This is a genomic window from Candidatus Saccharibacteria bacterium, assembly GCA_016699955.1.
Lineage (GTDB): Bacteria > Patescibacteriota > Saccharimonadia > Saccharimonadales > UBA4665 > JAGXIT01.
Window position 1 is genome coordinate 467,801 of the sequence record CP064993.1, and the last position, 25,622, is coordinate 493,422.

Annotated in this window: 24 protein-coding genes; 20 read left to right on the forward strand and 4 right to left on the reverse strand. The window is 48.9% G+C overall.

The window, feature by feature from the left end; translation table 11 throughout:
- Position 1 precedes the first annotated feature (1 nt).
- The gene (locus IPL85_02430; GenBank protein ID QQS20280.1) at positions 2-2,821 is read right to left on the reverse strand and encodes a cation-transporting P-type ATPase; all 2,820 of its coding nucleotides are present in this window, start codon (positions 2,819-2,821) and stop codon (positions 2-4) included.
- A gap of 234 nt (positions 2,822-3,055) precedes the next feature.
- Between IPL85_02430 and IPL85_02435 the strand changes: the two genes are divergently transcribed.
- The 11 genes from IPL85_02435 to IPL85_02485 all read left to right on the forward strand — a co-directional run bounded on the left by IPL85_02435 (position 3,056) and on the right by IPL85_02485 (position 12,425).
- Positions 3,056-3,232, forward strand: coding sequence for a hypothetical protein (locus tag IPL85_02435; GenBank protein ID QQS20281.1), 177 nt, complete (start codon positions 3,056-3,058; stop codon positions 3,230-3,232).
- Positions 3,233-3,617: 385 nt separating this feature from the next.
- Positions 3,618-6,263: a DNA polymerase I gene (gene polA / locus IPL85_02440; GenBank protein QQS20282.1), complete on the forward strand. Its 2,646-nt coding sequence runs from the start codon at positions 3,618-3,620 to the stop codon at positions 6,261-6,263.
- Complete coding sequence (locus tag IPL85_02445) at positions 6,263-6,925, forward strand: methyltransferase domain-containing protein (protein ID QQS20283.1); 663 nt, start codon at positions 6,263-6,265, stop codon at positions 6,923-6,925. The genes polA and IPL85_02445 overlap by 1 nt, the downstream gene beginning before the upstream one ends.
- Positions 6,926-6,976: 51 nt before the next feature.
- Positions 6,977-7,525 carry a hypothetical protein gene (locus IPL85_02450; protein ID QQS20284.1) on the forward strand — a complete coding sequence of 183 codons (549 nt, stop codon included), beginning with the start codon at positions 6,977-6,979 and terminating at the stop codon, positions 7,523-7,525.
- 288 nt (positions 7,526-7,813) lie between these two features.
- Positions 7,814-8,713 carry a hypothetical protein gene (locus IPL85_02455; GenBank protein QQS20285.1) on the forward strand — a complete coding sequence of 300 codons (900 nt, stop codon included), beginning with the start codon at positions 7,814-7,816 and terminating at the stop codon, positions 8,711-8,713.
- Positions 8,697-8,972 carry a hypothetical protein gene (locus tag IPL85_02460; GenBank protein QQS20286.1) on the forward strand — a complete coding sequence of 92 codons (276 nt, stop codon included), beginning with the start codon at positions 8,697-8,699 and terminating at the stop codon, positions 8,970-8,972. Before IPL85_02455 ends, IPL85_02460 begins: the two co-directional genes overlap by 17 nt.
- A gap of 113 nt (positions 8,973-9,085) precedes the next feature.
- Positions 9,086-9,427: a PadR family transcriptional regulator gene (locus tag IPL85_02465; GenBank protein QQS20287.1), complete on the forward strand. Its 342-nt coding sequence runs from the start codon at positions 9,086-9,088 to the stop codon at positions 9,425-9,427.
- Entirely contained in the window at positions 9,424-10,506 is a 1,083-nt protein-coding gene (locus IPL85_02470) for a PspC domain-containing protein (GenBank protein ID QQS20288.1), read from the forward strand. The genes IPL85_02465 and IPL85_02470 overlap by 4 nt, the downstream gene beginning before the upstream one ends.
- 50 nt (positions 10,507-10,556) lie before the next feature.
- Positions 10,557-11,147: a hypothetical protein gene (locus IPL85_02475; GenBank protein ID QQS20289.1), complete on the forward strand. Its 591-nt coding sequence runs from the start codon at positions 10,557-10,559 to the stop codon at positions 11,145-11,147.
- Between the two features lie 121 nt (positions 11,148-11,268).
- Positions 11,269-11,844: an HAD family phosphatase gene (locus IPL85_02480; GenBank protein QQS20290.1), complete on the forward strand. Its 576-nt coding sequence runs from the start codon at positions 11,269-11,271 to the stop codon at positions 11,842-11,844.
- Positions 11,841-12,425, forward strand: coding sequence for an HAD family phosphatase (locus IPL85_02485; GenBank protein ID QQS20291.1), 585 nt, complete (start codon positions 11,841-11,843; stop codon positions 12,423-12,425). Before IPL85_02480 ends, IPL85_02485 begins: the two co-directional genes overlap by 4 nt.
- Here IPL85_02485 and IPL85_02490 read toward each other — a convergent pair.
- Positions 12,405-12,641 carry a hypothetical protein gene (locus IPL85_02490; protein ID QQS20292.1) on the reverse strand — a complete coding sequence of 79 codons (237 nt, stop codon included), beginning with the start codon at positions 12,639-12,641 and terminating at the stop codon, positions 12,405-12,407. The genes IPL85_02485 and IPL85_02490 overlap by 21 nt on opposite strands.
- Before the next feature lie 68 nt (positions 12,642-12,709).
- Between IPL85_02490 and mutM the strand changes: the two genes are divergently transcribed.
- A complete protein-coding gene (mutM, locus tag IPL85_02495; protein QQS20293.1) occupies positions 12,710-13,585 on the forward strand; it encodes a bifunctional DNA-formamidopyrimidine glycosylase/DNA-(apurinic or apyrimidinic site) lyase in 876 nt (291 codons plus the stop codon).
- Positions 13,586-13,638: 53 nt separating this feature from the next.
- On the forward strand, positions 13,639-15,732 hold the full coding sequence (locus IPL85_02500; GenBank protein QQS20294.1) for a hypothetical protein: 2,094 nt from the start codon (positions 13,639-13,641) through the stop codon (positions 15,730-15,732).
- Between the two features lie 13 nt (positions 15,733-15,745).
- Here IPL85_02500 and IPL85_02505 read toward each other — a convergent pair whose 3' ends face one another.
- Positions 15,746-17,920, reverse strand: coding sequence for a bifunctional alpha,alpha-trehalose-phosphate synthase (UDP-forming)/trehalose-phosphatase (locus tag IPL85_02505; GenBank protein QQS20295.1), 2,175 nt, complete (start codon positions 17,918-17,920; stop codon positions 15,746-15,748).
- A 129-nt stretch (positions 17,921-18,049) separates the two neighbouring features.
- Between IPL85_02505 and IPL85_02510 the strand changes: the two genes are divergently transcribed.
- Complete coding sequence (locus IPL85_02510; GenBank protein QQS20296.1) at positions 18,050-18,961, forward strand: hypothetical protein; 912 nt, start codon at positions 18,050-18,052, stop codon at positions 18,959-18,961.
- Positions 18,962-18,971: 10 nt separating this feature from the next.
- Positions 18,972-19,895 carry a DNA polymerase III subunit delta gene (holA, locus tag IPL85_02515; GenBank protein QQS20297.1) on the forward strand — a complete coding sequence of 308 codons (924 nt, stop codon included), beginning with the start codon at positions 18,972-18,974 and terminating at the stop codon, positions 19,893-19,895.
- Between the two features lie 82 nt (positions 19,896-19,977).
- Here the strand turns inward: holA and rpsT are convergent, their stop codons facing one another.
- Entirely contained in the window at positions 19,978-20,388 is a 411-nt protein-coding gene (gene rpsT, locus IPL85_02520) for a 30S ribosomal protein S20 (protein ID QQS20298.1), read from the reverse strand.
- 169 nt (positions 20,389-20,557) lie between these two features.
- Between rpsT and IPL85_02525 the strand changes: the two genes are divergently transcribed.
- The 5 genes from IPL85_02525 (at position 20,558) to IPL85_02545 (ending at position 25,620) form a co-directional block, all read left to right on the forward strand.
- Positions 20,558-22,369: a hypothetical protein gene (locus IPL85_02525; GenBank protein ID QQS20299.1), complete on the forward strand. Its 1,812-nt coding sequence runs from the start codon at positions 20,558-20,560 to the stop codon at positions 22,367-22,369.
- An 18-nt stretch (positions 22,370-22,387) separates the two neighbouring features.
- Positions 22,388-23,077: a tRNA pseudouridine(55) synthase TruB gene (gene truB / locus IPL85_02530; protein QQS20300.1), complete on the forward strand. Its 690-nt coding sequence runs from the start codon at positions 22,388-22,390 to the stop codon at positions 23,075-23,077.
- A 96-nt stretch (positions 23,078-23,173) separates the two neighbouring features.
- Positions 23,174-24,697 (forward strand): hypothetical protein, encoded by a 1,524-nt coding sequence (locus IPL85_02535; GenBank protein QQS20301.1) that lies wholly within the window; start codon positions 23,174-23,176, stop codon positions 24,695-24,697.
- A 171-nt stretch (positions 24,698-24,868) separates the two neighbouring features.
- Positions 24,869-25,192 carry a hypothetical protein gene (locus IPL85_02540; protein QQS20428.1) on the forward strand — a complete coding sequence of 108 codons (324 nt, stop codon included), beginning with the start codon at positions 24,869-24,871 and terminating at the stop codon, positions 25,190-25,192.
- A gap of 134 nt (positions 25,193-25,326) precedes the next feature.
- Positions 25,327-25,620 (forward strand): hypothetical protein, encoded by a 294-nt coding sequence (locus tag IPL85_02545; protein QQS20302.1) that lies wholly within the window; start codon positions 25,327-25,329, stop codon positions 25,618-25,620.
- The last annotated feature ends 2 nt before the right edge of the window (positions 25,621-25,622 follow it).

The window sequence follows — 25,622 nt, forward strand, 5'->3', positions numbered from 1 at the left end:
GCTAAACTCTTTGCAGGTGTTTGCGGACTGTTTCGTGGCCGTGTCGGCTAAAGAGGGTGGCACGCGAGTGGTGCCCAGCGTGCAGGTGCAACTCGCGGACAAATATAAAAATGACTGCCGCCAAAATGGCACAGAGCCAGTCCATAACGCCGAGCGGTGCGCTGCCGAAGTAGGTGTTTACGGGGCTGTAGATGATGAGCGAAACAAGCACTAGTGACAGTGCGTAGGCACCCCAGAGAGCGCGGTTGTGAAACTGGTACCGTGTAAAAAGGCCATGTTCGCTGCGCCGTTGCAAAATATTAGCTAGCTGACAAAGCACAATGGTGAGGTACGTCATGCTCGTTGCCGCCATATGCAAGTCGCTGCCGGGTTCAATGAACGAAGCGGCGACGCCATTGCGCCAGTAGAACAGCAGGTAATTAGCAAAGGCTAGGCCACCCATCAGCACGCCTGCCCACACAAAATCGGTTATACTGACGCGGTTTAAAATGTGATGTTTCAAATTGCGTGGAGCTTCGCGCATAAGTTTTCCTTCGGCTTTATCACGACCAAGTGCCGCAAGGGGGAATATCTCCGCTATAAGGTCGATGGCGAGTATCTGCATGACCGTAATGGCGAGCGGTACATGAAACAGTGCTGCCGCAGCTAGGCTAGCGAGGTTGGCGGCAAGTTCGGCATAGTTGCTCGTAAAACAGCTGACGGTTCCTTTTTGGATGTTGCGGAAAATGGTTCGCCCTTGTTGGACGGCACCGACCAGTGTGTGGAAGCTATCGTCTAGTAGTACGATATCGGCCGACTGTTTCGCCACGTCTGTGCCAGTGACGCCCATAGCAACACCTATATCGGCGCGTTTCAGAGCCGGCGCGTCATTTATGCCGTCGCCCGTAACGGCTACTACAAAGCCACTTTTTTGGGTGAGTTCGACAATACGCAGCTTATCTTCCGGCGCGACTCTGCTAAAGATGGTGCCACCGCGGCGCACGTGCTGCAAAATCTGCTCGTCGCTCAAGCCTGGCAAGTCTTCGCCTGCCACGACAACCAAGTGCTCAGGTTTATCGGCAAGCTTTGCTCGCACGGCAATCGCCCGGGCAGTCGCAGCAAAGTCGCCCGTTATGATAGATATTGCCATGTGAGCTTGTCGGGCAGCAACCATTGCAGCGGGGACCTCTTCGCGCAGCGGATCAATCATGCTCACCATGCCGAGGAAGGTCAGGTCTTGCTCAGCAATCTCCAGTGGTTGTTTGGTAGCGTCGAAGTCTTTTGGCAGCTCGCGGTAGGCAAGGGCAAGGTTCCGCTGGGCGTGCGTGGCGTGCGTTTCGTGGTACTCCAGCAGCCGCTTTCTGTCGTTTGCAGTCAGCTTGCGAGTTAAGCTGTGATCCCAGAGGCTTGTCGACAGCTCAACAATGCTTTCCGGTGCACCTTTTACAAACAAGTACTGTTTGCCGTTATACTCACGCACACTACTCATGCGTTTGCGGGCAGAGTCAAAGGCGTACTCTTTACTCTCGGGGTGGACTTTATTTAGTTCGAGTGGGTCAACGCCGCCTTTCCGCGCAAGCGTTATGAGTGCCCCTTCTGTGGGGTCGCCTATGACGTGCCACGTACCATGTTCATCGTCCGGCGGATTTACTTGGGCGTTACTGGCGAGAGCGGCGGCCTCAAATACAATACGTAGTTCCTCGAGCGTTTTACCTGGGATAGCTTTTCCGCCTATGTTCACGACAACCCCATTTGCTTCATAACCAGTACCTGTGACGGTGTATTCGGTCTTGCCGACGAGCAGCTGCTCTACGGTCATTTCGTTTTTTGTCAGCGTGCCGGTTTTATCGGTGAGGATAACGTTGGTCGCGCCCAGTGTTTCCACGGCGCTCAGTTTTTTCACGAGTGCCCGGGCGCGGGCAAGCTGTCCGGCAGCTCCGGCCAGCGCCGTGTTTATTTCTGCCGGTAAGCCCTGCGGAATCATAGAACTGGCAATGCCAATCGCGAAGAGCACAGCGTCTTTTATGCCGAGGTCAGCCGCAATAGCTATTGGCAGGAGAATGACACACAGTATGATGGTTCCCCAAGTGACTTTGGTAGCAATATTATTCATCTCCAGTTGCAGTGGGCTGAGCGTTTTTTTCGTTTCTTGGCTAAGGCTGGCGATACGGCCGAGTTCGGTGTGCATCCCAGTCGCAACGACCACGCCGTAACCTACGCCCGTCGCAACTGTTGTTCCCATATAGACAAGATTTTGACGCGAAGAAAGCGGCACATTGGAAGTAATAGCGTGCTTAAACTTGCGGGTAGGATTGCTTTCCCCGGTGAGAGCAAAGTCGTTTGTGCTCAGTTCATCCTCACTTAGGACACGGAGATCGGCCGGAACGCTATCGCCAGCCTCTATTCTCACCACGTCGCCGACAACCAGCTCCGACGAAGCGATTTCTAGTTCTTTGCCACCGCGCAGCACTTTTGCTTTTGCGACGACCAGTTTTTCTAGGGATTCGATGAGCTTTTCGGCATTGTACTCCTGGAGGTAGCCAATCATGGTGTTGAAAAACACGAGTGCCAGCAGCACACTCCCCGCGCGTTTGTCGCCGAGGTAAAAAGCCAGCACCGAGCTGGCTACGAGTAGTAAAATCATAAAATCTTTAAATTGACGCAAGTAAGCCAAGAACCGTGATTCTCTTTTTTTGACATTTAGCGCATTTGGCCCAAACTGCTCGTATCGTTCGGCCGCTTCGGCCGCCGAGAGACCGCGTTCGGTGCTATGTACCTGCGCTAAAACCTCATCGAGACTAAGCCGATAATAATGAAGATGCGTGTCTTCCACTCGTTCCATGCCTATAAGTATAAGCTTTTTCCCCTGTAACCGTAAGGGTATTGACAAACCGAGTAAATAGTACTATACTTCTGTTAGAAATATTACATAAAAGGAAGAATATGCGACAAAATCCATTCTTTAAAATGAACCCAGAGGAACAACGAATAGCTGCGAAAGCATTCGAGGCAATGCATCCCATATTAACTTTCGAAGAATACACAGCTTTCATGCGCCCACAAGCTAGGCGAAGATTTGGCAGCTGGCGTCCCCGCTGTAGCTGCAACGGTAACTTCAACTGTTTCTAGTGAGGTACTTGCGCATGGTGTAACAAATGTTACTGACGGCGCTCCCTCCGCTCCAACGCAACAGGTGCGTACAATTTCTCGTGGCACAATACCGGCACCTAACCCAGACTTTCGCCTGGGTTAGTCCGTAAGTGAAGAGTACCAGCGTACACGTGTTTTACTTCACGCTTTGCCAAATTTTGGCACTAAACACGGTACCCGGGCTGGTAGGGTGTTTAGGGTTTGCGTATTAATCTCAGCTCGGTGTAGGCGCCACTACTAGCGGTTTAGGCGTTAGGCGAGCGAGCCGGCTCCTTAATAACTGAGCGTTTACGCCTCGTTCAAGTTTTTATGCTCATGTATTTTTTCCGTTCCAGTACATCGTCTGCGCCTCTTTACTGTGCTGCTGCGATACCGCTCCTTACGCTTTTTGAGGAGAAGATGCGTGATGTGAGCTTTTGGAACGCGAAATGTGTGACAGATAAAGCCTGAGCCGACATACCGACAAAAGTCGAGTATACTTGAAGTATATGAAGAAACGTTTAGCTATCATCGACGGCAAGTCTGTTTTTTACCGTGGGTACTATGCTATGCCTAATTTAAGCACTAAAGATGGTACCCCGACTGGTGGGGTGTTTGGGTTTGCTACTATGGCGCTGGAGGTTATCAAACGGCTCAAGCCTGATTACGTGGCAGTGGCGTGGGATAAGCCCAAGACAAACATCCGCTCACGGCTCGCGATATACCCTGAGTACAAAGCTGGTCGCAAGCCAGCCCCACCCGATTTTTACGAACAAATTCCGGTGTTGCACGAACTACTCGAAGCCTTTGGCTGGCCGTTATATGAGCTAGATGATTACGAGGCAGATGACATTATGGCCACCTTGGCCGTCAAGGCAGCCAAAAAAGACATTGAAACGCTGCTTATTACCTCAGATATGGACGCACTACAGTGTGTTGGTTCGCACACGAAGATGTTTCGGCTCAAGAAGGGTTTGAGTGACATTGAATTGTACTCGCCAGAGTCATTTACGGCAAAATACGCTATTGAACCTGAACAATTTTTGGACCTTAAATCACTAAAAGGCGACTCATCCGATAACATTCCGGGTGTGCCGGGGATAGGCGAAAAGACAGCCATACAACTACTGCAAGACTACAAAACTCTCGACGGTGTGTACGAAAACCTGTGGCAGGTTAAAGACTCGGTACGTAAAAAACTTGAGGCAGGCAAGAAGAGTGCCTACATGAGCAAAAAGTTGGCAGCGCTTTGGACGGACGCTCCGGTGCCGCTTGATTTGGAGCGCATGGATGGGCACGTCGGGGCAGACGCCGAACGGATTTTGCATTTGTTTGAAAAGCTTGAGTTTCGCTCGCTTGCCCGGCAAGTTCCTGAGGTGCTTCATGTGGATTTGTATAATCATGAATCGGGAATTATGAATCAGGGAATTAAGGTCGGAGAAAACCGGATTATTGATACCGAGGTTAAGCTCGCCGAAGTAAAAATGCCATCTCGGGCGGAAGTAGTAGTTTATGGTCGCTCGGCAGGCGTGGCTGGCCGCGATCCTAGGGTACTGATTGTGTCGGCTGACGACAAACTTACCTACGCCTTTGACCTAAGCAAAATATCGCTTAACGCGCACCTCTTAACTCTTATCTCTGAAGCAAAGCTTGTGGGATACGACGTGAAATCCAGCTTGAAGACACTGCTTGGTATGGGTGTAACCGAGCTTCCGGAGGTGGCTCATGACGTGCTTGTAGCAGCATTTATACTAAATAGTCTGATACGCGCACAGTCTCTCACCGACTTAGCCACAGATGTGCTGGGCTACGAGGGATCTTCTTTTGAAAATTTGAGTGACGAGGAGTTACTTGGGCGGGGTGCAGAGATTGCAGCCGTCACGCGGGCAATAATGGCACGGCAACGTTCAGAAATGGCTGAAAATACTACATTTCAAAGTCTTAACTCTACTGTAGATATGCCGGTAATTCCGGTGCTTGCGCGTATGGAATACACCGGAATACAGTTGGATACGCTGTATCTTGCCCAGTTTTCTGAACAAATTGAAGACACTATATCTGACCTTGAACAAGAAATTTACGGGCACGCCGACCATGAGTTCAATATCGCCAGCCCAGCACAGCTCGCAGATATTCTGTTTGTAAAACTTGGGTTGCCAACCCAGGGTATTAAGCGAGGTAAAACTGGTTACAGCACGGCGGCAAGCGAGCTCGATAAACTTCGTCCGGCACATCCCATCATTGACCTCATCAGCCAGTACCGCGAAGTGACAAAGCTCAAAAACACGTACGTCGATACGCTGCCTAAACTGGTTGATGGTCATGGCCGCGTACATACCACTTTCAACCTTACTATTGCTCAAACGGGACGGCTCAGCAGCACTGACCCGAACTTACAAAACATACCAGTGCGCACCGAGCTTGGTAAACACATACGGGCTGCATTTGTAGCGGGGAAGGGCAGAAAGTTTGTCAGTGCCGACTACAGCCAGTTTGAGTTGCGGCTGGCGGCAGCCATGAGCGGAGATAGTGAGATGGTAGATATGTTTAATCGTGGGGCAGACATACATGTTCAGACCGCTGCGCAAATATATGGGCGTAGTCCCGAAGACGTTACAAAACAGATGCGCTCAGCGGTAAAAGCCATAAACTTTGGTGTGCTATACGGTATGAGTCCGCACGGGCTTGCGGCGGCTACGGGCATGACGTTTGGCCAGGCAAAAGTATTCATTGATGAGTACTTCAAGCTGCGGGCGCCTTTGCTTGGCTATCTCGATGGGCTCAAAGAGCAGGCACGCAAAGACGGTTATGTCGAAACACTACTTGGGCGGCGGCGGCCGATGCCGGACATCCATTCGTCTAATTTTGTTGTTCGACAGGCCGCCGAACGCGCCGCCATGAATATGCCTATACAGGGCACAGAAGCAGATCTGATGAAGCTAGCGATGGTTGCGGTGGACAAAAAATTGGCGGCGAATGTTCCGAGTGCTCAGCAACTTTTGCAAATTCACGATTCTATACTCATTGAATGCGCCCAAGAAGATGCAGAAACAGTTGCCGGGATACTCAAAGCAACTATGGAGGCCATCCGTCCAGACCTTTCGGTCAAACTTGCCGTCGATACCTCTATAGGCGACAACTGGGGCGAACTTTAGTGAACCTGTACTCTCCTAGTGAAGAATTTGGACTTAGTTTGTTGCGGGGTACCGACTGCTCTGTTCTGAGTATAGGTATTTCCACTGCAGGTGCCTCGGAGATTAGAATGGCCCAAAAAGAAAGTGGTAGACATATTATTGCCACAACCATTGATAAAACTGGCGCAGAACAAACGATTAAAACCATTGCTAGCGCGGGTTTTAGTGACCAAATAGAAGTAAGAGTTGAGGATATAGCAAGTAGTGAACTGCCATACGAGGCTGAAAGTTTTGATTTTGTTTACGCGCGTCTCGTTCTCCATTATCTTACAAGGCAACAACTTGAGATAGCGATAAAGAATGTCAGCCGTATTATTCGTAAAACAGGGGTGTTTTATATTGTAGTTCGTTCAACGCAGTGCATTGAAGCGAAAGACCCTAGCTCTGTTTTTGATCCAGAGACTTGCCTAACGACATATAAAACGATTGATTATCCGCATGCAACCGCTCAACGATATTTTCATTCAGATGGATCAATTTCTGACGTGCTCCAGCGACACGGCTTCGTGGTTCAGTCAATTAGTCATGTTTCAGAAGCGCTTGCCCCTGGTTTTGAACGCGATAAGCTTGCATCTCACAAGGACGATCTTATACAAATTAGTGCAAGCAAGTCTGATGTTTGATATGATGGCGAATTATAGGGTATAAGTTATGTGTTTTTGGCGGCAAGGCTTATGATATTTGCTAGAGAAAGTTTGGTTCTGGGGGCGGCGGTTATGGTGCCGGTGCTGTGGTATGTGTTTCGTCGAGAGCGGTTTGGGAAGTTTTGGTCTATAAGCTTGCACGCTTCGGCGCACTCCGACAGCACTAAGGCTTTTGGCACCGGACTTCTGGCTGCGAGTGTACTACTGGCGGTGTACTTTCAAAGTTGGCTTATACCAAAGTACGATTATGGCTGGCCAATTCGTTTGGCACTCTGGGCAGCAGTAGTTTGTTTAGTGTGCCTGGCGCTTGTGCCACACTATGAGGGCAGATGGCAGGGCAGGGTGCACGCGTTCACTTCGTGGGTAATGGTGGTGCTGATGTCGCTGACGCTGCTACTGCAAGCTGTTTATAGCTGGTATGCAGCGGAAAGCTTACTGGCCCTCGCAGGGTTTATTGTGCAAATGACGTTACTCGCAGTTTTTTACGGTGTACAAGGGATGTATGCAAAGTTTGCACTATTTCAAGGTATGTATATATCGGTCTATTTTTTGTGCATTGGAGTCCTTGGTTATATCTAACCCTAGCTTAAGACGTATTGCAAAATAACCCCGCAGTCCAGGCGGTGCTCTTGTTGCCTCACACTGAGTCAAAGCCTCCTCACCGTAATCCCCGGTTACGCTTCGTCTTCTTTGATCACCGTGGAACAACAATCACCACGTTCTGATTCTACGGGTTATTTTGCAGAGGTCTTAAGTGTAAGTACCGCTGTTAGCGGCCTTAGGCGATAGGTGAGCGAGCCCGTCGCTTTATAACTCGGTGCTTACGCCGAGTTCGGGTTATCTAGCCATGCTGCTAGAATGTAAGGCATGAGCAGAATGTGGCAGCGGTTTGGGGATTATCGGGCGCGGAAGCAACAGAGTGGTGCTTTGACGCTTTATCAGGACGTCCAGCAATCGCTTCGCAATGAAGTGCCAATTGCTTCGCGGCGGTGGCGTGGGCAGTCAGACGTTCAGTACTTGAAACCACTTATCGAACAAGCAAAAATTGAAGCAAACGAAACACAAAACTCAGATGCACTCAGCGGGGCAAAGGCATGGCACTGGTTGCGAGTCCTCGTTCTGCAGGCTCCCCAAGCTGCAATGGCGCAGGGGCAGATGGACAAACACCAGCACGGCTTCTCGGCGCGCGGGAACCGTTTATTCGAGCTCATAGACTTCAACGACGCATTCGTTTCGACAGTGCTTGCCCTCGATGAACCGCTTCTCACGGGTTTTTCAGATGAAGCCAAGAGGCTGATGGACTGGTTTTGTAAGCGAGTAGGGGTGCACGGCTTCTCGGCCGAACAATACGAAGCTATTGTGCAGGGGCTTGGACGGGAAATCGCCGTGTTTTTAGGGGTGCAAAAGGAAGGTTTCGAAGCGCATATGACCTCTCGTGCTAGTGATGCTCTCGGCATTGACATGGTTATTACCGATCCGCAGACCAAAAAAGTGGTTAATATCGACTGCAAGGCGCCCTCGGCGTATCGCCACCGTATTTATGATTTATTGCGCGAAGGGAGGCTGAGCGGGGAGGAAGTTACAGCGGCTGAGGCACTTGGCTATATTGCCGGGCTGAATGGGCGCGGTAGCGACAGGACAGAAGTTGTTTTGTGGCGAATTGAGCGAGAGAGATACGGAAACATCACTGGTTTCAGCTTTGCAGATCCGAGTGAGCTTGGCCGCACCATTCGCGCTATACTGGATACATATGGAACAACAAAATAAGTACATTATGAATGAAGAGCTGACGCGGCAATTAATTCGGCAGCTAAAGGTGATCAATTTTTGGATAACTTTATTCGGCACCATGGTTGTTATTACACTGCTGATTTTAGGATTTCTTGTCTTCAAGATGGTCACATTTGTCCAAAGCACAGAGCAAAAGGTAACTGACCTCCGCAACAAAACAACTCAAACGCTCAACGTCAAAGACGACTTGTGTAAAAACAGCCTCCTAGGTAGCAGTAGCTACTGCAAAAAATAGACACACCCCAACACTCCGTTCGCTTTTTGTACGCGTCAGGGTCCGTCCTTGACGCAGAGATTTGACAAGTAAGTTGTGGCATGGTACCTTGTTATAGAAAGGTAGCTTTAAACATGTCTGATTTGAAAATAGTAGATGACAGTTTTGCCTCGTTGCGAAAAGGGTTGCTTGAGTTTGCTGTACTGAGCGTGATTTCTCGTCATGAAGCCTACGCCGCAGATATTCTCGAAAGTCTAAGCGATACTGCTTTTGCAACGAGTGAAGGTACCTTGTACCCATTGCTATCGCGCCTAAAACGGGAGCAATGGGTAGCGTATAAGTGGGCAGAAAGTGAAACCGGACCGCCCAGGAAGTACTACCAATTAACAGCGGCCGGAAGGACACGACTAAACGAGCTGCATGCATATTGGCAAGATTTATACATAAGTTTAGAGCAACTAGGAGGAAAACGATGAAAAAGGTAATTAGTATTAGTTTGGCGGGAAGGTCGTATCAGGTCGAGGAAGAAGGCTATAGCCAGCTAGAGGGTTATTTAAGCGACGCTGAAAAACGGCTCAAAAACAATCCTGACAAAGAAGACATTATGGCTGATATTGAGCAGTCCATTGCAGACAAATGCGCCGTATCGCTTACAGCTGGGAAAAATGTAATTGCAGCCGGTGTCGTGGAAAAGGCGCTGGCTCAAGTCGGGACGGTAGAGGGCGGCTCGGAGGATGAGGTTAGAGAGAGCGAATCCGTTTCCGACAACCCTCGCAAGCTGTACGCTCTTCCAAAGGAAGGAGAAATAGCTGGTGTTTGTGCGGGGCTTGCGGCCTATTTTACGGTTGACGTTACAATTATGCGTCTTTTATTTGTGCTTCTCCTTTTCTTGACGCAAGGGTTAATGATTCTTGTGTACTTTGCCATGGCTATTGCAATGCCAGCAGCAAAAACACCTGAAGCAATCGCAGAGGCGCATGGCAAGCCTGGGACCGCAAAAGAAATAGTCGATAAAGTAAAGCAAGCAGCAACAGATGCAGATTTGGTTACAAAAATTGGGACGGTTATTTCTCTGGTTGGAAAATCAGTCGCGCTAGTACTGATGACCGTTTTTGCGGCGGGGTTCGTAGCAGTAACGGTAGTTTGGGTATGGCTGCTCTGGGCAATCGGTCTCGGTACGCTACAGTTCTCTGACCAGCTTGCTGTTCTGAATGGATGGAAACAGGTGGTTTTTGCAACGGCGGTGTATGTGGTGGTCGCCCTGCCTATTTTTGTCTCTGTGCGAGCCATGCGTAAGGTTGCTAACCGTGAAAAAGAGATACCCGGAATCAATACCAATATTGCGAACAGTACAATCGTTGTGGGGATTGTGCTCGCAGCGGTCACTGTCTTTGCTTTCACTAGCACCTATGCGCCGCGTGTGCAGGATTACGCAGATACACACGGTGGCTACCTACAAATAGGGGAGCACAAGGTATGCGCCGATGAAAATAAATGCGGTGACAGCGCGCAGTACTTGAAAGCACACCCCGAGTACAGGGATGAAAATCTTTAAATTACGCAAGTATTGCAAAACTAAACCAATTATGCTATAATGCTTGTATTATGGTGAGTGACAGTCCGCGTATTATCAGAATAGTAGTGTTTCTACTGGTCATTATTGGGCTTATTTGGCTGATAGTATTTCTTTTTAGCAAGGTTCTAAGTGGAGGTAACCAAACGGCGCCGGTTACAACAACTCAGCTTAGTTCATATGCTCGGAGTGGCACAAGTGTCGAACTAATGACTGACGGACCAATTGTTGTAAACCAAGAACATAGAAGTATTCGGATAACCGTTGAAGCGGCACAGAGCAAGATAGAGCTTATTAGCGGCTACGAAGGGCAAGTCATTCGCCAAGAGGTATTCCCTAATACGCAAGAGGGGTATTTAAGCTTTTTGAAGGGGCTTGACACTCTAGGCTATACCAAAGGAAATAAAACGGCGCTCAAGGATGAGCGGGGGCAGTGTCCGCTCCAGAGTCGCTACGTATACTCCCTGAAGGACAATGGCAGCGATGTCGTTAGATATTGGTCAACATCTTGTGGAACGGGCAACTTTGGTGGCAACCGAATATCAGTGCGAACGCTTTTTCAACGTCAGATACCACCTAAAGTCTATAATGAATTTATGCGCGGTTTCTCGGCGCGGTCTTAGCGGACAGTTTTTTCTACTGGGAAAAACGACTGGTTTGAAATCGGTAAGCCTGGTCAGGGTAGCTTTCGGTCACTTGTAGCGAGATGTAGTGCTTAGGCATAGCAAGGGTTACAATGTTAGCGTGAGTATACGCGCAATTATCTTCGATCTATACGGTGTGTTAGGCCTAAATGGCTGGCAAAGCTTTAAGGCGCATCATTTTAGCACAAGGCCTGAAGAGTGGGAACGGCTAAGGGCGCTCGGGCAACGCGTTGACGCCGGACTTGAAGACCAGGATACATTTGTTGCAGCGGTTGCTCGGGTGACTGGCGAGGAGCCAGCGGCCGTACGCTACCAGTTTGAGCATACAACACTAAACTCTGAGCTCCTTGACTACATTAGTGATGTGCTTAAGCCTGACTACAAAATTGGTCTACTGAGCAACGCAAGTTATGATGTGTTTGATAGCCTTTTTTCTCACGACCAACTAGAATTATTTGATGAAGCCATGAGCTCGTTCCATGTCGGGCTGACAAAGCCGAACCCACGTATGTTCCGCCTCATGTGCGAGCGTTTGGGTGTTGACCCTACGCAAGCAATTATGATTGACGACCAGCAACGTCACATTGATGCCGCTGGCAAAATGGGGTTAAAAACAGTGCTTTATACCTCTGTTGAACAGACTAAACGGGACGTAAACAGACTATTGTCATCATGATAAAAGCAATTCTTTTTGACTGTTTTGGTGTTGTGTTGACCGATGCACTGCAGCAAATACGCGCTGATCTTGAGCGCGTCGACCCTGAGGGCGCAAAAGAGGTCGCCGGGCTTGTCGCGGCAAATAATCGTGGCCTGTTACACCCCGCGGAGTCAAATGAACGAATAGCACACATATTGGGGCTGAGTACAGAGGAGTTTCGCGGGCGAGTAGCAGAAGGTGAGGTACGCAACGAGCAACTTTTATCGTATATACTTAAGCTTCGTAAAACCTATCTCACTGCTATGTTGAGCAATATTGCGGGCAGTAGTCTGCGCCGCCGCTTTCCGGACAATGAACTGAATATATACTTTGATAAAATTGTTGCTTCCGGCGATATTGGCTACGCCAAGCCAGAGCCAGAAGCGTACGAGTTTGCTATACAGGCACTTGGCGTACTGCCGAGTGAATGTGTGTTTATTGACGACCGAGATCATTTTTGTAGTGCAGCGCAAGCTCATGGCATGAAAGCTATAGTGTATACAGATTTTGCTCAATTTAAGCATGAGCTCGAGCACATTTTAGCAAATACGAAAGACTAGTTTTTTCTCTGTTGCGGCTGCTTTTTGTAAGGCAGGGGCATTTAGGCGTAGCGTGCCGATAAGGGCGGCACTGCGAGCCGCAATGAGTAGGGTGCGTGGCTGCACGGTTACCTGGACTTCGTGGTCGTAGTGTCGCCGTACATAGTCTTTGATTGCGCGTACCTCAGGCGGCATATCAAAATCTTTTTTACTGAGTATGTCTGCAATTTCATCCATGGGGATATAGTATATAGAGTTAAGAGTTAAGAGTTAAGAGTTAAGAGTTAAGAGTTAAGGGTTTAGGTATGCCAGAGTTACCAGAAGTTGAAACTGTGCGTCGTGGCCTAGAGAAGCTCATTGTTGAGCGGTGCGTAGAAAGCGTAACTTGTATAGATTCTCCAAAGAGCTTTCCAAACGTACCTAGCGAAGTGAAGCGTTTTCTGGTTGGCGCAAAGGTGATAGCTGTACGTCGGCGAGCAAAAGTGCTGATGATTGATCTTTCTTCTGGCTACACGCTGGTGACGCATTTGAAGATGACAGGGCAGCTTGTCTTTGTTGGCGAGCAGCGTTTTGGCGCCGGACACCCAAATGATAGTCTCGTTGCTCGGCTACCAGACAAAAGTACCAGAGTAGCTTTGGTTTTCCTAGGCGAAAGTCATCTGTATTTTAACGATTTGCGTAAATTTGGCTGGATGAAGCTTTTACCTACGGCAGAAGTAGCTAACCTTGCATTTATGCAAAAAGTTGGGCCAGAGCCACTGGAAAATTCGTTTACGGGCGATGTTCTATACGAGCGGCTGCAGCGGCGGAAGAACACCACCATAAAGGCTGCATTACTCGACCAGACTGTTCTGGCGGGTGTCGGGAATATTTATGCAGATGAGTCATTGTGGGCAGTAAAGTTACATCCGGCAACTCTTGTGAAAAATGTACCTAAAGCATCGGTAAAAAAATTGGCTATAGCAATTAAGGCTGTGATGAATTTGAGTATAGAAAAGGGCGGCAGCACGGATAAAAACTATGTCAATGCCGAAGGCAAGAAAGGCAGCTACCTTTCATTTGCAAATGTGTTCCGCCGCGAAGGCCAACCGTGTCCACGTTGCGGCTCAACTATCAACAAAATTCGTGTCGCCAGCCGTGGTACCCACATTTGCTATTCATGTCAGATTATTGACAAATAAACATAAGTGTGATAACCTTTATCTAGAACTAACCAAAATATAGTATTATCATCATGTCAGAAAATAACACTCCGTTAGCGGTAAAAGGCATTGCAGCTGCAGCTAGTCTAGGTATTTTCCTCAGTGGATGTACTGAAGGTTCTTCTGTATCTTCCGATGTAGCTACCTCTAGACCAAGCGATGGACATGTCCTATATGTTGGTGAAGGTTCTGCGTCTCCTACCGATACCCTCGCAAACCAGCTTGCACAAACACAAGCTATGCGCGCAAAAACAATGGAAAAAGGAGCTGACCTAGCGGCACTTGAGGCTAACACGGGCACTTTAGCGGTAGGGGCGGCGGCTCTTAAAAAGACAATCCAGTTTAAGATGGCAGAAAAGACGTTACCGTTTCCGGATCAGTCACGGTATGACAAAACTATGATAGACAACATCCAATTTCAAAAGGCATCAAATCAAATCACCGACCCTGATATTCGGAAATCATACCAAGAAATCTTCAAAAGCGGTATTGTTACGAAAGTTTTAAATGGCGTGAGGTTTGATGATATAGAACAAGACGAAGCTCGTGCATCACTGGATAGTGTGGAGCCCAAATTATCGGAAAAATATTCAAAAACCCTAGATGACCTTGATGTCTCGGGCGCAGTTATTCGAAAATACTACGACCCAGCCGCTATTTTAGAAGATATTACCGATGTACGAAGCCTTGCACTTAAGGAAAAAGCTACCAAATATGCCAATACACAAACCGGTAGCAGCGCTAGCAGGAAATTATATAAAGAGCTGAGCACGCAGGGTGATGAAGCAATAAAAGTTGCGGAGGCAGCAAGTGATTCATATTTCACGAAATTTGAGGTTGAAAGACGCTATCTGGCGGCTGGTAAACTCGTAGATGCCGCTGCACGGGAAGTTATTATCAATCACAACGCAGGTATTGTCGCTCCTCAAGAAGTAACTTTTCATCCTCTCGATAATCCATCCAAAAAAATTGATTTAAAACAGGTCAAGGGGCCGAAGAAGTACTATTCTACGCTGGATCCAAGCAAGCCGCCGCTTGCCCAGTTTGCTGAAGTATATGTGCAGAATGGCAATGTCGCATTTCGGTTTGAGGAGGGTAGTAATGTTACATCGGAAGCGGCTGCACAAATGCAAAAGATCGTTGGTGATGTCTCACCCCTGCTTGCCCACGCATTTCAGGCTGGTGATCTCGTAACCGTACGATTCATAATAGGAAATACTTATAACCCATATTTTGTTCTTCGCGCTAAGGAAGTGCATATGGTACTTTCTGACGTTGATCCGTTGAGCGAAGAACAGCTACGTCAAGGTCTAGTCCACGAGGTAACGCACTCGATGGTAGATGCCGCATTTGGCGAAGAAATAATCAGTAAACATGAAGCTAGTCTCGTTAAAAACGCCTGCAGGCTACTCACGAATGAAGCATATTCACAATACACCCAAGCACTAAAACTTAGCCCCGAAGCTGTGCAACGGTTGATTGATAAGACAAGTGGCGATGCCCAGAAATTTTTTTTGAATCTAAAAGAGCGCGTCGATACTGGAAGCCTTTCCGAGATAGCTGAAAGCAGTATGGCGGAAAGTGTGGTTACGGAAACGGACATTAATTGGACTGATTGTAATGACCATACTTTCGGTGACTTTGCGGTGGCGCTAGGATATGATGCGGGTTTGTCCAATCCCAGATCTGTATATAAAAATATCCAAGAAAAATATATGCCTGATGCTCTCTCAGGCCCTACGCCGACTAGCGGTAACGCGACTGCGACACCCGCGAGTACGGAAAGTAATGACCCGGACTTTTATGCAGTGGTTAAGGGCTGGGATGATGCTGTCAGTAAGTACTCTCTGTTTAGACGTTTGAATGAGGCATCATTTGTGCGAACTGATTCATGGACGAAAGAGTATTTAGGGCATTCGCGTGACAACGCACATGAGCTGATGGCTACGGTGTTTGACGTATCGCTCAGTAATCCGGCTGAGCTAAAACAACTCATATCTGGTTTAAATGCAAACGAACGAAATGCAGTATATGCCGCAATCAATGCTACTTATACGACCATCACTTCCAGGCATCCTGCGCTCGCTACTAGCCTTCGTGCTTGGCAGGCACAATTTATAATATAGACAGCAGATACAACTATAGCTTTCGGAGGAGATGGTGGACGGCGGGGCTGTTGGGGAGGCGGTAGTTGGCTAGAGTGCGACCGCGCCCGACTTTTATGGTGTAGCTGGACGTCGGTAGGGCGGCAAACATATCTTCGTCAGTGGTATCATCACCTATGGCTAGAATAAAGTCCTGGTCATGCAAAAGCCATTCCTGGGTGATATGACCCTTGCTGACGTCGAGATGATGAACCTCCAGCACCATATTTCCGTCAACAACACCCAGTGTTTCGCGCTGTGCAATCGGTCGCAATAGTTTTTTTAGTATGACAAGGTTTTTTTGCGCGGCAAATGGCGCGGCGTTGCGGTAATGCCACGCAAGGCTCCATTCCTTGCGCTCCACGAAAGCACCCGGGGTTTGCTGGGCATAGTGCTTAAAAATTTTTGTGACTGCCTTCTCCCAGCGTAAAGAGTGTTGATTGGTTTTGCGCCATGTTTTATGGTCGCGTAACCGGATAAACCCGCCGTGCTCGGCAACGAGAGTTATGGGGAGCGAACCGAGCCAATCCATAAGATTTAACCGGTCACGCCCGCTGATAACCGCAACGTGATTACGAGGATCTTTTGCAAGCCGTTTGAGTACGGCGATGGTTGAACGCGACGGTTCAGCATCTTGAGGCCGTTTTTTAATGGGTTCGAGTGTCCCGTCGTAATCAAAGAGGATAAGTCGTTTGCGAGCTTGATGGTAATCGGCAACAAGCTCTTTTGTTTGTACCGGGCCTAAGTTGCGTGCAAGGCGGATGCTTGGAGTTGGTATGGGTCGTTCAAGCAGGTCTATAAACCCGGACGCCCATTTATCGATGGTGTTTCTGCGAAGCTGTTTTTGCATTTTGCGGGTTCGGCGCAAGAAGCCACCGGGCGTCATGTTGAGCGCTTCACTGAGCCCAGACACGAGGCTGCGAAGTTTGTAGGGATTGACGAGTACAGCGTCTTTTAGCTCTTCCGCCGCTCCAGCTGTTTCGCTGAGAACAAGTATGCCATCGCTCTTTGGGTGGCTGGCCAGATACTCTTTTGCAACTAAATTCATACCGTCGCGGATGGGGGCGATAAATGCAACATCCGCACGTTGATATAAAGCAGCGTACTCTGCAAAAGCCTGTGTCGCAAAGATAACCTCAACTGGTTGCCAGCGGCGTGTGCCATACTGGGTATTAATTTGCTGGACTAGTTTTTCAACATCGACACGAAGCTGTTGGTAGGCGGCAATTTCAGTGCGGGAGGGCATTGCCTGCATGACCATTACTACCTTGCCGCGGAGTTCTGGGTTTTCGGCAATTAGCACACGGTAGGCTTTTAGCCGGCCGACAAGACCTTTTGAAGGGTCAAGTCGGTCTATCGTAAGAATGACTTTTCTGCCGCGGTATTTCCAGAGTAACTTTTTGTGTTCAATACTCACGTCAATTGAGCGGCTCGCATCGGCGAACTTTTTGTAGTCTATGCCAATAGGTAGGTCAGTTACGCGGACAACTCTTTCAGGCAAGACTACTTTGCGTGGTCCAACCACACCGATGCCAAGATGATGGCAGGCTGAGAGGAAATTTTCAGTGTAGCCAGAGGTGTGCATGCCGACTAGATCTGCTCCTAGGAGGCCTTTCGTAATAGATGCAGCATGTTTAGAGGCGAGAAAGAGATCTGGCGACGGAAAAGGAATATGCAAAAAGAAGCCAATGCGACCCTTTGGGCGGGCGACTCGGAGCATTTCGGGTAGCAGCATGAGCTGGTAGTCGTGCAGCCAGAGTCTATCTGCTTCTTTGCTCAGGGCAAGTGTCGCCTCGGCGTACTTTCGGTTCACCTCTGTGTATATACGCCAGTTTGTTGCGGTGTCGCCGGTGCTAACTTGCATGTGATGAAATAGTGGCCAGAGAACGCTGTTACTGTAGCCGTTGTAAAAGCCATCTAACTGTTTTTGGGTTAGGAAAACAGGGTAGCAGTGACTTTTTTTGAGCTCTTTGGAGATATTTGCTTCCTCAGCCTCAGTGAGGTCGTCGCTGGCTATGCCTGGCCAGCCTATCCAGCGGTTAGCACCGGCATTTGCGTACGAAGATAAGCCGGTGGCCAGCCCTCCTGCAGAAGGGTAATACTTTAGCTTGCCATCCACCTTTTTGACACTCACTGGCAGCCGGTTGGAAACAATCACAACTTTCGGCATATGCACTCATTATCTCACATCCTTCGAACCGCCGTAACCAAGTTCACATAAAGTATGTACAAAACCACAAACATTGACAAACCACAACCTTTTTGCTATTGTATGTATTGGATAATAAAACAAAATAATATGTCTGAAACAAACGTATCGATTAACAACCTTGACCCAACTTTATATGAGCTTTCAGAGGCTCAGCTTGCCGCAGTAAAGTTATTTGAACTTCCCGACAAAGAGTTTGAAGATGCATTGCCTGGTTTTGTCGAGCAGCGTATCGCGCAGCTGTCAGAGGGGGTAAGCCGGGATACCGTTACTGGCTCAACTCCGCCTTTTTCGACATTCATCCCTCCTGATAGACCATTGTTCCCCGCCGAGGATGTAATTGACCAGCAACCATTCTTGCTAGATGATCCTAACGCCTACCAAGCAGCTATTGCCCGTGTACGTTCGTCATATTTGCATCGTGTCCTGCGCCAGGACAAGAGTCCCAATGTGGCCAAGGCATTTCTTAATGCTGCCGTGTGGGGTACGTTTGAGGCGCAGGCGCTATATTTTGGCTCATACTACGGTTCCACAATGGAGCGGCTTAATAAACTGGAGCAAAAAGCAGACACGTTAAGAAATGTTTCGGTGTCAGAGCTTGGCGATAGTGCTATGTGTATGGAGCGAGCGGGTATTGTGCATAACAGTCTAATGCTCCTTGGCGTCCCAACAGAGTACTTCAACGGCAAACTTAAAAAATATGACAACGAAGGAAAACTACTGAAGATTGAGGGGCATGCTTACCTCATAGTGGAAGGCACCGCAGGGGCAAAATATCTGTATGATCCGGCGAACCCTAAGCTTACAGAGTACCTCGAGCAAGGTGTAAGCAAAGCCGCGCCGAACGTCAAAAAGATTGTAGACGGGGAAGCTGATACAGTTGTAATACCTTGGCAGCGGGTTGTACGCTCCGGGGGCGGTGAAGATGTGATGCCCGCCGGAGAGTGGCATTACATCAGTAATACATCTTTTGGAGCCCTCGGCCGTATGGCTATGATGTAGAATAGTGTTAATGATTACGACGCTGACTGGGGAGAATGAGGTTGAACGGGCTGCGGAGCTACGGCGGCGTGTTGCTGACTTTGAGAAAGAATATGGTGATATGGCTGTGGAACGGGTGGACGGGGAAGAGGCAAGTTATGATCGGATGTGCGAAGCGGTACAGAGCTTGCCGTTTTTGGTAAGCCGGAAGTTAGTAGTGCTGCGGGCGCCGAGTGCGAATAGCGAGTTTACTGATAAGTTTGAGGACTTTCTTAATGCCGCTGCCGACACAAACGACGTTATTATCATCGAACCGAAGCTAGACAAGCGGTTCGGCTATTATAAGCGACTGAAAAAACTGACAGAATTTAGGGAATTTCCCGTACTCGATGCAAATGGCCTTGTACGTTTTGCGGTTCGGTATACGAAAGAGCAAGGGGGCACGCTGACAACAAATGATGCAAACTTGCTCGTTGAGCGTGTTGGTATCAGCCAAATTTCGCTGCAAAACGAAATTGACAAGTTGCTTACCTATAGCACAAATGTAACGAAGGAAAGCATTGAGCTTCTGACCGAAAAAACACCGCAAAGCAGCATTTTTGACCTTGTGGACGCGGCTTTTCGGGGTGACAAAAAGCGAACAATGGCCATGTATGCCGAGCAGCGTGCGCTCAAGGTTGATCCGAAGCAAATTGTTGGAATGCTGGCGTGGCAATTGCATGTGCTGGCGCTGGTAAAAACGGCCAAGAATCGCAGCGCCGACGACATTGCGCGTGAGGCAAAGCTGAATCCGTATGTTGTACGTAAAACGCAGCATTTATCACAGAATTTAAGTCTCGTACGGCTTAAGCAGCTTGTCACGATGTTGCGTGAATTTGACATCCGTATGAAAACTGAGGGTGTTATGCCAGATGATCTGATGCGCTACTACCTTATACAATTAGCAGAAGTATAATAGACTCACGCAAAACTTCCGCCGCCTACAGACCCGCTACGAGCGGCTTATAAGTAACTTCTTTTGCTGTGGTAGCCGGCAGCTATTTTTTCTTGGCTGGAGCCTTTTTGGCGGCTGGTTTTTTGGCAGGAGCAGCTTTTTTTGCGGGAGCTTTCTTGACGGGAGTTTTCTTGGCTGGAGCTTTTTTCACAGGAGTAGCTTTAACCTTGTCGTTCTTGACGCCGCTGGGAACTCCGGCGGCACGTGCGTTACGGGCGGCTTGGGACTTTTTACGGGCGGCCTTGTTTTTGTGCATAATGCCTTTTTTAGCAGCCTTGTCGAGTTCGCTCTGTACTTTGTCGAGTGCCTTGACGGCTTTTTTCTTGTCGGTGGCTGTCAGCGCTTTGCCGAAGGCTTTAATAGCGGTTTTTAGGCTGCGCTTGGTTTTGCTATTACGAATGGTAGCTTTTGTTGCGACTTTCACACGTTTTTTAGCTGATTTGATGATAGGCATATATTTCCTCTAGTTCCTTATTTTCAAGTTATGATTTCTCTTTGGAGACTATACAGGGGTGAGAAGAGATTGTAAAGTGTGCCGCCTGTTTTTATTTGCGAAAAGCTTGCGCTTGGTGATATGATAGGTGCGGAAAACTCTGTTCAAAAATCAAACAACCAAACAATCAATGGAAGACCAACAAAAACAACTTGTAGCCAAACTCAAAGACGCTCAGAACGTCTTAGTTACTGTGAGCAAAAACCCTTCTGTTGACCAGTTATCAGCAGCTATCGGCCTGACGCTTGCCCTCAACAAGCTCGATAAACACGCAACAGCAGTGTATAGCGGGCAGACGCCGAGCACTATTGAGTTCCTAAAGCCTGAAGACACGCTCGAGGGTAACACCGACAGTTTGCGTGATTTTATCATTGCGCTCGACAAATCAAAGGCAGATAAGCTGCGCTATAAAGTTGAAGATCAGGTTGTCCGTATTTTTATAACTCCCTACAGAACCTCAATATCTGAGCAGGATCTTGACTTTAGTCAAGGCGACTTTAACGTAGATGTGGTGGTAGCTTTGGGTGTGCATCAGCAGGTTGATTTTGACGATGCAATTCAAGCACATGGACGCATATTGCACGACGCGACTATCTCGACTGTCTCAATAGGAGAAAAGTCTGAATTAGGCACGCTGAATGTTGTAAATGCGAGCGCAAGCAGTTTATGTGAGGTGACAACAAAGTTGGTCGTTGAGCTGGGCAAAGACATGCTGGATAGTCAAATTGCCACCGCCTTACTGACGGGCATTGTGGCTATGACCGAGCGGTTTAGTAACGACCGTACAACGCCTGAGACAATGCGTTTAAGCGCTACTCTTATGGCGGCAGGTGCAAACCAACAGCTGATTGCCAACGAACTTTCATCTCCTCTGAAAGATCAAGAACAGACGGATGAGAGCTCGGTTAACGCACCGGTTGCCACTTCGCAAAAAGAACCCGGCACTCTTGAAATAAGCCATGATGGCACGAGTGGTGCTGAGGATCTTACCGAGAGTACGCCGTCAGATGAACAAGCAGATTCCGAAGCAGTGGAAGAGGCAATGTTGCCGGAAGCCACCGAACAGCAGCCGCCACAAATCCAGGTGGATGAAAACGGTAAAATTATCTCGGAAGATGAATCCCTTGATGCAGAGCGACCTTTGCTTGGTCAAGCTCGAGCCGTTGGCGATATACAACCGCCATTAACTCACGACGAGCCTGTTACCCGAGGGCGGATGGTTGAGCCTCCATCGAGGAGCGGTGACCTAACCGCAAATACACAGGAAGAAGGCCTTGATGCCTCTGCTGAAGAACTGACATTGCCACCTTTTGATACGCCAATGTTGTCTCACACAGACCCCGGTCTAGAGTCGCCCAAGCCAGATTTTCTCGATAATCCACAGCCGGTCACCGATACTCCGTCTGCTGGGCTAGACGATGCTACGGTAGACCAGGCCAATACTTCAGACTCGACTGGTGATAGTGCACCCGACACAGTTATCGACACCGAAACTCAAACATTGACCGAGATAGAAAGCGCGGTTGGTAGTTCACGCGCGGAAGATGCGCCCGATGTTTCTGGCGAAACAACAGTGGATGACGCACGTAGCGCTGTCAAAGCAGCTTTTGCAGCTAACCCTGTAACACAACCTACAGACCCAATAACAGCTCTCAATGCACAACCGCTTGGGCCAGATCTGCATGCGCCAGAAGTGGTTCAGCCGACGCTTCAGCCCGCGCCAGGGTTTGGCGCATTGCCAACACCACTTGTGTCTGAACCTCTCCCTGGTGGCTCTCCGGCAGACCAAACGCTGGATATGCCTGTCCCTTCTGCTACTTCTGCTCAGTTGCCGCTGGTATCGAGCGTATTTCCGGGCTCGGTTCAGAATAGTGCCGGATCGGACGCATCGCTTGCGCCCCCGCCTCCAGTACCGCCTCCACCCATTTTCCCAACTGCGTAACATGCTATGCTACTGCTGATGCAGGGCGTATTACTAATTGATAAGCCGAAAGGCTGGACATCGTTTGACGTTGTCAACTATGTGCGTAAACAAGTAGCAGCGCTGGAAGGAAAAAAACCGAAAAACTGTAAGGTAGGCCATGCGGGTACGCTCGACCCACTGGCAACAGGTCTACTAGTGCTTATGATTGGCAAAGAATATACACGGCGGTCGGCAGAACTCAGTAAACATGACAAAACATATGTTGTTACCATGAAGCTCGGTGAAACGTCAACGACGGGTGACGACGAGGGGGAGAAGAACCCTGTTAGTACCCGCATCCCAAGTAAAAGTGAGGTGGAAAAAGCTTTGCAATCGTTTGAGGGCGAGAGCATGCAAATACCTCCAGCGTATTCGGCAATAAAGATTCACGGCCAACGAGCCTACAAGCTCGCTCGTACAGGCAAGCCAGTTGAGTTGGAGCCGAGGCGTGTTACTATTTACAAAACTCAGTTAACAGAATATTCATACCCATTTGTTCACTTTATGTGCGATGTTAGCAGCGGCACATATGTTCGGTCGCTGGTTGAGGATATTGGCGCTCAGTTAGGAACCGGAGCGTATATGTCTGATCTACAGCGTACCCGTGTCGGAGAGTATAAACTCGATATGGCGACAGGTGTAGATGATGATAACTTCGTTTCGCATGTGTTTGAAATAGTAACATAAGCGTTGACATGGAGGGCAGTAGCGTTTTATGATACAACTAACGTTTCATACGTGTAGCTACAGTCAGTATAGTAAAAGCAAAAAAGGGGCAAGCATATGGCATCACGATTACCAACACCAGGAGGGGATGACGGTACCTGGGGGGCCATCCTAAACGATTATTTAGCACAGGCACATAAAACCGATGGTTCCCTGAAGGATAACGTCGTCACCGCTGCCGCTTTGGCTTCAGGTGCAGTAACTGCAGTGGGAATCGCCGATGCGACTATTTCTGAAGCAAAACTTGACTCAGCACTTCAGGTTAAGGTGAACGGTCTTGGCGGAGGCGGTTCGTTGACGCTTGCCGGTGATGTAACAGGTGCAAGTACAGCAACAGTTGTCGGTAAGGTGAACGGAGTAACTGTCTCGGGTGTACCAACAAACGGTCAAGTTCTGACGGCATCTGGTGGTACTGCCGCAAGTTGGCAGACGCCTGCAGCTGGCGGTGGCGTGACTAGTGTAGCTGGTAAGACCGGAGTCGTTACGTTGGCTGCTGGTGATGTTGCATCGGGAACCTTTACAGCGGCTCGACTTGGTTCGGGTACAGCAAATAACACGACGTATCTCCGTGGTGATGGCACATGGGCTGCAGTCTCGGGTGGCGGTGCGGTAACGACTGTTGCCGGACGTACCGGCGATGTTGTTCTCACGAAAACCGATGTTGGCCTTGCAAATGTTGACAACACAAGTGACGCGAGCAAACCTGTTTCAAGTGCAACTCAAACTGCTCTTAATGGCAAATCTGACACAAGCCACACGCACACGCTTGACGCTTTAAGCGACGTGAGTGCATCTGGAGCTAATGACGGACAGTCGCTCGTCTATAACGGTGGCACTTGGGGTCCCGGCACTGTCGGGACGGGTGGATCTGTCATCGATGCAACCACCACTAACAAAGGTGTAGTACAACTCGCCGGAGATCTCGGTGGAACGGCCGCATTGCCAACAGTTCCAGGTCTAGCCGGAAAAGCAGACACGGCTCATACTCACGCTGCAGCTGATATTGCTTCTGGTACAGTAGCGACCGCTAGGCTCGGGTCAGGTACGGCCGATAACACTACTTTCCTACGGGGTGATGGTACATGGGTAGCACCAGCGGGCGGCACTGTCGCTGACGCTTCGCCATCGACAAAGGGTATCGTCCAACTTGCCGGAGATTTGGCTGGTTCGGCCACGTCACCTAGCGTCGCGAAAGTGAATGGTGTAGCAGTGAGTGGAACGCCATCTGCCGGACAAGTCCTGAAAGCCACTAGTGCCTCTGCTGCCTCATGGCAAGCTGACGCTACGGGTGGCGGAGGTAGCTCTTGGAATTTTGTATCGGTCAGCGCGAACTCGACCGCCTCAAACGGTGATTATGTACTGGTTGATACCTCGACCGTCGGAGTGACTATTACCTTGCCTGTCGCTGTAAGCGGTGGAGTTGTGCGGGTAAAACGCATGACAGCCGGTTCTAATAGTGTTCAGATGGTTCCTCAAGCACCAGCTCTAATTGATGGTTCGGGTGTCGGCTCAGACGTACTGGGTAACCAATGGGATTCAATGGAATATGTCAGTGATGGTACTAACTGGTACAGAGGATAAGGGAAGGATAAAAATATGCCATTTACAGGAACAGGTACCGGAATACAAAACGCAAATGATGTCTTTTTCAGTGGCGTGGCACAGGATAACGTTTTAAAATTCAACAATACAACTGCCAAGTGGAATAACACTCCTGTGGTCGGTTTCTCAGCACTCGCCTATAATGGCGGTCTGGAAACAGTATCTACCCAGACGAGTACTGCTTCCACGACACTTAACCTTAGTAACGGTAATGTCTTTAATGTCACACTAGCTGTTGCGACGACGACGTTTACATTTAGCGGTGCGACTGCTGGTAGAGCTTGCTCTTTTGCGGTCTACCTGAAACAGGATGCTAGTGGTAACCGCGCAGTCACATGGCCAGCTTCGGTAAAATGGTCAGGTGGTGCACCGACGTTAACTACGAGTGCGAACGCAATCGATATTGTCGTGTTTGAAAGTATCGACGGGGGAACGACGTGGTTCGGCTCTCTTGTAGGTACCAACTTTGCCTAAGAGTAGGGATTTGGGATGTTCAAGCTCTATTACTACTACACCATTTGACGGTGTAGTAGTGCGTATACGGGACATATGTTATCCGGGCGATCGTACTTATTCACAATTAGTAACCTAACAACTGGAGCATATTTATGCCATTCACAGGAACCGGCACCGGCATCCAAAACGCAAACGACGTATTCTTCAGCGTCCTTGCTCAAGACCATATCCTTCGTTATGACAACGCTACTGCCAAATGGATTAATATTCCTCTCTCAGTAGCGACAACAGCCCTAACCGATAACTCAGTTACCGAACCAAAGCTATCTATTAGCAACGCACCTACTACCAACTACGTCCTTAGCTGGAATGGTTCAGCCATGACCTGTGTTGCTCAAGCCACTGGAGCCGATGCAACCACTACCACAAAGGTATTGTCCAACTAGCC